Annotated in this window: 8 protein-coding genes; 1 reads left to right on the top strand and 7 read right to left on the bottom strand. The window is 69.1% G+C overall.

The features are described from left to right. Positions 1–26: 26 nt before the first annotated feature. Positions 27–1,421, top strand: coding sequence for a dipeptidase (locus tag NON00_RS18580; protein ID WP_256024195.1), 1,395 nt, complete (start codon positions 27–29; stop codon positions 1,419–1,421). Between the two features lie 129 nt (positions 1,422–1,550). Here the strand turns inward: NON00_RS18580 and NON00_RS18585 are convergent, their stop codons facing one another. The 7 genes from NON00_RS18585 to NON00_RS18615 all read right to left on the bottom strand — a co-directional run. Next, a complete protein-coding gene (locus tag NON00_RS18585; RefSeq protein ID WP_256024196.1) occupies positions 1,551–2,618 on the bottom strand; it encodes a low specificity L-threonine aldolase in 1,068 nt (355 codons plus the stop codon). Between the two features lie 26 nt (positions 2,619–2,644). Beyond that, positions 2,645–2,830 (bottom strand): hypothetical protein, encoded by a 186-nt coding sequence (locus NON00_RS18590; RefSeq protein WP_256024197.1) that lies wholly within the window; start codon positions 2,828–2,830, stop codon positions 2,645–2,647. Positions 2,831–2,876: 46 nt separating this feature from the next. After that, complete coding sequence (locus tag NON00_RS18595; protein WP_256024198.1) at positions 2,877–3,359, bottom strand: type II toxin-antitoxin system RatA family toxin; 483 nt, start codon at positions 3,357–3,359, stop codon at positions 2,877–2,879. After that, positions 3,359–4,357, bottom strand: a complete 999-nt coding sequence (lipA, locus tag NON00_RS18600; RefSeq protein WP_256024199.1) for a lipoyl synthase — start codon at positions 4,355–4,357, stop codon at positions 3,359–3,361. Before lipA ends, NON00_RS18595 begins: the two co-directional genes overlap by 1 nt. Positions 4,358–4,600: 243 nt before the next feature. Further along, positions 4,601–5,998, bottom strand: a complete 1,398-nt coding sequence (lpdA, locus tag NON00_RS18605) for a dihydrolipoyl dehydrogenase (RefSeq protein ID WP_256024200.1) — start codon at positions 5,996–5,998, stop codon at positions 4,601–4,603. A gap of 25 nt (positions 5,999–6,023) precedes the next feature. Next, positions 6,024–6,506, bottom strand: coding sequence for a GNAT family N-acetyltransferase (locus NON00_RS18610; RefSeq protein ID WP_256024201.1), 483 nt, complete (start codon positions 6,504–6,506; stop codon positions 6,024–6,026). Continuing rightward, a partial coding sequence (locus NON00_RS18615) for a 2-oxo acid dehydrogenase subunit E2 (protein WP_256024202.1) occupies positions 6,503–7,369 on the bottom strand: 867 nt, incomplete at its 5' end. The genes NON00_RS18615 and NON00_RS18610, both read right to left, overlap by 4 nt.

Consider the following 7,369-nt stretch of genomic DNA (forward strand, 5'->3'; position numbering starts at 1 on the left):
GAACCGGCGCGACACTCCCCCGCGCCATGACCCAAGATCTCACCGCGCGGGTTCTCGCCGCGCTCGATTCCGCCCGCGCCGAGACGGAAGCCAGCCTGATCGAATGGCTGCGCATCCCGAGCATCAGCGCGCAGCCCGCCCATGCCCCGGATTGCCGCCGCGCCGCCGAATGGCTGGTGAAGAAACTCGCCGCGCTGGGCTTCACCGCCCGCCTGCGCGAGACGCCGGGCCACCCGGTGGTGATCGCCGAGCATCCCGGCCCCGGCCCGGATGCGCCGCATGTGCTGATCTACGGCCATTATGACGTCCAGCCGCCCGAGCCGCTGGAACTCTGGGCCAGCCCGCCCTTCGACCCGGTGGTCACCGAGGGGCCGCGCGGCCCGCGGCTGGTGGCGCGCGGCGCGGTGGACGACAAGGGCCAGGTGATGACCTGGCTCGCCGCCCTGCGCGCCTGGAACAGTGTCGCCGGTGGCCCGCCGGTGCGCGTCACCGTGCTGGTGGAGGGCGAGGAGGAAATCGGCAGCACGCATCTCGATGCCGTGCTGGCGGCGGAGAAGGCCACGCTCACCGCCGATTTCGCGCTGATCAGCGACACCAACATGTGGGCGCCCGGCGTGCCGGCGCTGACCGTCAGCCTGCGCGGCCTCGCCTATGTGCAGATCGACCTGCGCCTGGGCGAGCGTGACCTGCATTCCGGCCTGTTCGGCGGCTCGGCGGTGAATGTGCTGAACCTGCTGACGCGCATCCTCGGTGAGTTGAAGGACGAGGAAGGCCGCATCCGCATCCCCGGCTTCTATGACGGCGTGGCCGAGCCGACGGCGGAACAGCGCGCCGCCTGGGATGCGCTGGGCTTCGACGAGGCTGCCTTCCTCGGCGCGCAGGGCCTCTCCGTCCCCGGCGGCGAGGCGGGGCGCAGCGCGCCGGAACGCCTCTGGGCCCGGCCGACCGCTGATATCAACGGCATCTGGGGTGGCTATATGGGCGAGGGGTCCAAGACCGTCATCGCCTGCGAGGGGCATGCGAAGCTCTCCTGCCGCCTCGTGCCGGGGCAGGACCCGGAGAAGATCGTCGAGGGCATCCGCGCCTTCGTGCAGTCCCGCCTGCCGGCGGATGCCCAATTCACGCTCCAGGTCTTCGGGCTGGCGCCGGGCGTCTCCATTCCCACCGATTCGCCGGCGGTGCTGGCGGCGCGGCGCGTGCTGGAGGCGGAGTTCGGCCGCCCGGCGGTGCTGGCGGGTGGCGGCGGCTCCATCCCCGTGGTGTCGAGCCTGAAGGGCATTCTGGGGCTGGACAGCCTGCTGATGGGCTTCGGCCTGGATGATGACCAGGTGCATAGCCCGAACGAGAAGTTCGAACTGGCCTGTCTCCACGCCGGGACGCGCAGCCATGCGCGTCTCTTGGGAGAATTGAGTAAAAAATAAGAATCTTCTTTTTCTGAAGAAAAAGAAACAAAAAGACTTTTTCAGTTTGGCGTCCCGCTTCAGGCCTGAGGCGGGACGCCAACAGAAAGAAGTTTTTTGGTTCTTTTTTTCAAAAAAGAACGTCTGTTTTTAAGCGGCCTTCAGAACCGCGCGGATGGCCCCCAGGGTTTCCTCGATCATCGGCGCCGTCACGTCGAGATGGGTGCAGGCGCGCACCCGCCCGCCCAGCAAGGAGAGGTGGATGCCCTGCGCCCGCAGCGCCGCCACCAGGGCTTCCGCCGCCAGCCCCGCGCCGGAGGGGTTGAAGAAGACGAGGTTGGTATCCGGCTCTTCCACCGCCATGCCCTCGATCTGGCGCAGGCCGCGCGCCAGGGTGCGGGCATTGGCGTGGTCCTCGGCCAGCCGGTTGATGTTGTGGTCCAGCGCGTAGAGGCAGGCGGCGGCGCAGATGCCGGCCTGCCGCATGGAGCCGCCGAGCCGCTGCTTCCAGCGCCAGGCCTGGCCGATGAATTCCGCCGAGCCGGCCAGCACGGCGCCGAGCGGCGCGCCCAGGCCCTTGGTGAAGTCCAGCCACACGCTGTCGAAGCCGGCCACCATCTCGGCGGCGGGGATGCCGCTGGCGACCACGGCATTCATCAGCCGGGCGCCGTCCATGTGGGTGGACCAGCCCTGTTCCCGCGCCACGGCCACCACGGCATCGATCTGCGCCTGGGGCCAGACGGCGCCGCCGCCGAGATTGGCCGTCTGCTCGATTTCCAGCAGGCGCTGCGGCGGGGCATAGCGGCTGCCATTGCGGATGGCGGCCCGCAGCGCCCCGGCATCGAACATGCCGCGCGCGCCGCGCAGCGGGTTGATCTGCACCCCGGCCAGCGCGGCATGGGTGCCGCCCTCGCTGGTCAGGATATGCGCCGTCTCATGCGCCAGCACCTCGTCGCCCGGGCGGCAATGGGTGAGGATGGCGACGACGTTGCACATGGTGCCGGAGGGCAGGAACATCGCCGCCTCCTTGCCCAGCAGCGCCGCCATGCGGTCGCACAGGGCATGCACCGTGGGGTCGTCGCCATACTGCTCATCGCCAACCTCGGCGGCCATCATGGCCTGCCGCATCGCCGCGCCGGGGCGGGTCTGCGTGTCGGAATAGAGGTTGATGCGGACCGGGGGCGCGCCAGCCGGCGGGCGGGCAGGGGCATGGACCATGGGCGGGCCTTTCTGGCGGGCGGGGCTCAGTCGTTCATGTCACGGAGGGCGGCGCGAAGCTGGCGGTAGAGCCGCCAGGCCGTCCACAGCGCGAAGGCCACCAGCGCGGCCCAGAGCTGCCAGGCCGGGATCTCCGCCAGCCAGGCGGGGCCATCCTGCTGCCAGAGCAGGGCGGTGCCGAGAAGCAGCAGGATCAGGATTCGGACGAGCATGACACACCGCAACATTGGCAGGTGCCAGGCGGTGCGTCAGCCCCCCTTAACCGCGCGGCAGGGGGGAGGGGCGGGCGGCGGCCATGCCGGGGCGGCCATCGCGGCCATAGAGCATCATCGCCCGCCGCTCGAAGGCGCGGACCATCAGCCGCACCGCCTCGTTGAAGACCACGCCGATGACGGTTTGCAGAAGGGCGCTGCGGAACTCGAAATCCACGAAGAAATCGACCTCCGTCCCGCCTTCCACCGCGGTGAAGCTCCAGTTGTTGTTGAGGTAGCGGAAGGGGCCGTTCTCGTAGCGCACGCGCACCGCGCCGGGCCGCTCCAGCTCGACGCGGGAGCGGAAGGTCTCGCGGAACATCTTGAAGCCGATGGTCAGGTCCGCCACCAGCTCTGTCTCACTCTGGGTGATGACGCGGGCACCGACGCACCAGGGCAGGAATTCCGGGTAGCGGCGGACATCGGCGACGAGGGCGAAGAGCTGCTCCGGCGTGTAGCGCAGGAGGCGCTTCTCAGCATGGGTGGGCATCAGAAAGCGGCGCGGAGCTTGGCGTTGCGCGCCTCGCGCAGGGCCGCGAAGTCCCGGTCCGCGTGGTAGGAGGAGCGCGTCAGCGGCGTGGCGGAGACGAGGAGGAAGCCCTTGCCGCGCGCCATCTTGGCATAGTCCTCGAACTCCGCCGGCTCGACGAAGCGGTCCACCGCGGCGTGCTTGATGGTGGGCTGGAGGTATTGGCCGATGGTGAGGAAGTCGATCTCGGCGCTGCGCATGTCGTCCATCACCTGCAGCACTTCCAGCCGCGTCTCGCCGAGGCCGACCATCAGGCCGGACTTGGTGAAGATGGCGGGGTCGAGCTGCTTCACCCGGTCCAGCAGGCGCAGCGAGTGGTAGTAGCGCGCGCCGGGGCGGATGGTGGGGTAGAGCTTCGGCACCGTCTCCAGATTGTGGTTGAAGACGTCCGGCCGGGCGGCCACCACCACCTCCAGCGCGCCATCCTTGCGCAGGAAGTCGGGGGTGAGGATCTCGATCGTCGTCTCCGGCGCGGCGGCGCGGATGGCGGCGATGACGGCGGCGAAATGCGCGGCGCCGCCATCGGCCAGGTCGTCGCGGTCCACGCTGGTGATGACGACGTGCTTGAGGCCGAGCTTGGCCACGGCATCGGCCACGCGGCGCGGCTCATCGGCGTCCAGCGCCTTGGGCAGGCCGGTGGTGATGTTGCAGAAGGAGCAGGCGCGGGTGCAGATCTCGCCCATGATCATCATGGTGGCGTGGCGCTGCGACCAGCATTCACCGATATTGGGGCAGGCCGCTTCCTCGCACACCGTCACCAGCTTGTTGTCGCGCATCAGGCCGCGCGTCTCGTGGTAGATCGGGTGGGTGGGGGCCTTGACGCGGATCCAGTCCGGCTTGCGCTTGATCGGGTTGTCCGGGCGGTGCGCCTTTTCCGGGTGGCGCAGGGCCCTGGGCGCGCCATCGCCATTCGAAACCGCTCCGCCGGCCCGATGGTCGATCAGAATACGCGTGGACATGGCTGCTCCTTCGGCAAAAACGGCCGGACCGTCCGTCTCTATATGGTGAAGGGGGGGAGTCTGGCGAGAGGGGCGGTGCCGCAGCTGGCCTTGAGGGGGCCTTGCCCCCTCAAACTCCCCCAGCAGGGGACGGGGTCCCCTGCACCCGCCATCAGGGGCCCTCACGGATGGGTTTCCAAAGGCCTCAGGCCTTTGGTGGGGAGAGTTTGAGAGGGGCGAAGCCCCTCTCAAGAGTGCGCCGCCTCAGATGTGGATGACGCGGCCATAGGCGTCGAGGACGGATTCATGCATCGCTTCCGACACGGTGGGGTGCGGGAAGACGGTGTGCATCAGTTCCGCCTCGGTGGTCTCCAGGGTGCGGGCGATGGTGTAGCCCTGGATCATCTCCGTCACCTCGGGGCCGACCATGTGGGCGCCGAGCAGGGCGCCGGTCTTGGCGTCGAACACCGTCTTGATGAAGCCTTCCGGCTCCCCGAGGGCGATGGCCTTGCCATTGCCGATGAAGGGGAAGCGGCCGACGCGCACCTCGTGCCCGGCTTCCTTCGCCCTGGCCTCGGTGAGGCCGACGGAGGCCACCTGCGGGCGGCAATAGGTGCAGCCCGGGATATTGCTGGTGTCCATCGCGTGCGGGTGCAGCCCGGCGATGGCCTCGACGGTGATGATGCCCTCATGGCTGGCCTTGTGCGCCAGCCAGGGGGCGCCGGTCAGGTCGCCGATGGCATAGACGCCCGGCTCCCCGGTGCGGCCGAAGGCGTCGGTGACGATATGGGTCTTCTCGACCTGCACCTTGGTGCCTTCCAGGCCAAGATTCTCCACATTGCCGACGATGCCGACGGCGGAGATCAGGCGGTCCGCCACGATCTCCTGCACCTTGTTGCCGGCCTCGATGACGGCGACGACGCCATCCGCCGTCTTGCGCACGCCCTGGATGCGGGCGCCGGTCAGCACCTTCATCCCCTGCTTCTCGAAGGACTTCTTCACGAAGGCCGAGACCTCGGCATCTTCGACGGGCAGGATGCGGTCCATCACCTCGACCAGGGTCACCTCGGCGCCCATGTTGAGGTAGAAGGAGGCGAATTCGCTGCCGATGGCGCCGGAGCCGATGACCACCAGCTTCTTCGGCATGATGTCCGGCTGCAGGGCTTCCCGGTAGGACCAGATCAGCTTGCCATCCGGCTCGATGCCGGGGATGACGCGGGCGCGCGCGCCGGTCGCCAGGATGATGTGCTTCGCGGCCAGCTCGGCCACCGGCTTGCCATCCTTGCCGGTGACGGCGAGCTTGCCCGGCCCGGCGAGCTTGCCGCTGCCGTCGAAGACGGTGACCTTGTTCTTCTTCAGCAGCCCCTTCACGCCGGCCGAGAGCTGGGCCGAGACCTGCCGCGAGCGCTTGACCACCTTGGCGAAGTCGTAGCGGACATTGTCCGCCGCGAAGCCATACTGGTCGAGGCTGTGCAGCAGGTGGTTGATCTCGGAGGCGCGCAGCAGCGCCTTGGTCGGGATGCAGCCCCAGTTGAGGCAGATGCCGCCCAGGTGCTCGCGCTCCACCAGCGCGACCTTCATCTTCAGCTGCGCGGCGCGGATGGCGGCGACATAGCCGCCCGGGCCACCGCCCACCACCACCAGGTCGAACTGCTCGGCCATGTCGTCCGGTTCCTTCCGGGGAGACTCAGCCGGCGAGCGCCTTCAGCGCGTCACCGGAGAGGCGTTGATCGGTCCATTCCTCGCGCCCGGCCGCGCCCAGCCGCCGGTAGAAGGCGATGGCGGGCGTGTTCCAGTCGAGCACGTTCCATTCCATCCAGGCATGCCCGCCCTCCACCGCGCGCTTCGCCACGGCGCGGAACAGGGCGAGGCCGATGCCGTGCCGCCGGTGCTCCGGCAGGACGAAGACATCCTCGACCCAGATTCCGGCCTTGCCGGCGAAGGTGCTGAAGGTTTCGTACCAGAGGCAGAGGCCCACGGCCTCGCCCCCGATCTCGGCGAGCAGGCCGTGCAGGCGCTTCGTGGCGAGGGCGCCGTAATAATCCTGGGCGGTCGCCACCATCTCCCCGGCGAGGTTCTCATACGCGGCCAGGCCGCGCACCAGCCGCTGGATGCTCTCGGCATCGCGCGGCCGCGCCTCGCGCAGGGAGAAGGCGGCGTCCCCGCTCACAGCATCAGGCTCAGCGGATCCTCGACCACCTTCTTGAAGGCGGCGATCCACTCGGCGGCCAGCGCGCCATCGACGACGCGGTGGTCGACCGAGAGGGTGCAGGTCATCACCGTGGCGATGGCCAGGGCGCCATCCTTCACCACCGCACGCTGCTCGCCCGCGCCGATGGCCAGGATACCGGCCTGCGGCGGGTTGATGATGGCGGCGAAGTCCTTCACCCCGAACATCCCCATGTTGGAGATGCTGAAGCTGCCGCCCTGGAACTCCTCCAGCTTGAGCTTGCCGGACTTGGCGCGGGCGGCCAGGTCCTTCATCTCGTTGCTGATGGCGGCGAGGCCCTTCTGGTCGGCCTTCTTCACGATCGGCGTGATCAGCCCGTCCGGGATCGACACGGCCACCGAGATGTCCACGTCGTGGTACTGGATGATCGCGTCATCGGTCCAGGAGGCGTTGACCGTGGGGTACTGGCGCAGCACCCGCGCGGCGGCCTTGATGATGAGGTCGTTGACCGAGAGCTTGAAGGCACCCGGCCCGTCCTTCGGCGCGCGCGCATTGAGGTCGGCTCGCAGCTTCAGCAGCGCATCCAGCTCGATATCCATCGAGACGTAGAAATGCGGCACCGTCGCCTTGCTCTCCGACAGGCGCCTGGCGATGACCTTGCGCATGGAGGAGTTGGGCACCGCCGTGTGCGGGGCGGTGATGGGCGCGGCGGCGGGCTTCGGCGCGGGGGCCGGGGCCGCGGCGGGCGCCGCCGTGACAGGGGCCGGGGCCGGAGCCGCGGCGGGCGCGGCCTTGGGCCTGCCGGCGGCGGCCTCGACATCCGCCTTCACGATGCGGCCATTCGGGCCGGAGCCCTGGACGCC

It is taken from the genome of Roseomonas sp. GC11 (genome assembly GCF_024437745.1).
Classification (GTDB): domain Bacteria; phylum Pseudomonadota; class Alphaproteobacteria; order Acetobacterales; family Acetobacteraceae; genus Pseudoroseomonas.

Bases quoted from the DNA above. Each gene is read 5' to 3' on its own strand.
- lpdA (WP_256024200.1), bottom strand. From the start codon at position 5,998: ATGGCCGAGCAGTTCGACCTGGTGGTGGTGGGCGGTGGCCCGGGCGGC.
- NON00_RS18595 (WP_256024198.1), bottom strand. From the start codon at position 3,359: ATGCCCACCCATGCTGAGAAGCGCCTCCTGCGCTACACGCCGGAGCAG.
- lipA (WP_256024199.1), bottom strand. From the start codon at position 4,357: ATGTCCACGCGTATTCTGATCGACCATCGGGCCGGCGGAGCGGTTTCG.
- NON00_RS18590 (WP_256024197.1), bottom strand. From the start codon at position 2,830: ATGCTCGTCCGAATCCTGATCCTGCTGCTTCTCGGCACCGCCCTGCTC.
- NON00_RS18580 (WP_256024195.1), top strand. From the start codon at position 27: ATGACCCAAGATCTCACCGCGCGGGTTCTCGCCGCGCTCGATTCCGCC.
- NON00_RS18585 (WP_256024196.1), bottom strand. From the start codon at position 2,618: ATGGTCCATGCCCCTGCCCGCCCGCCGGCTGGCGCGCCCCCGGTCCGC.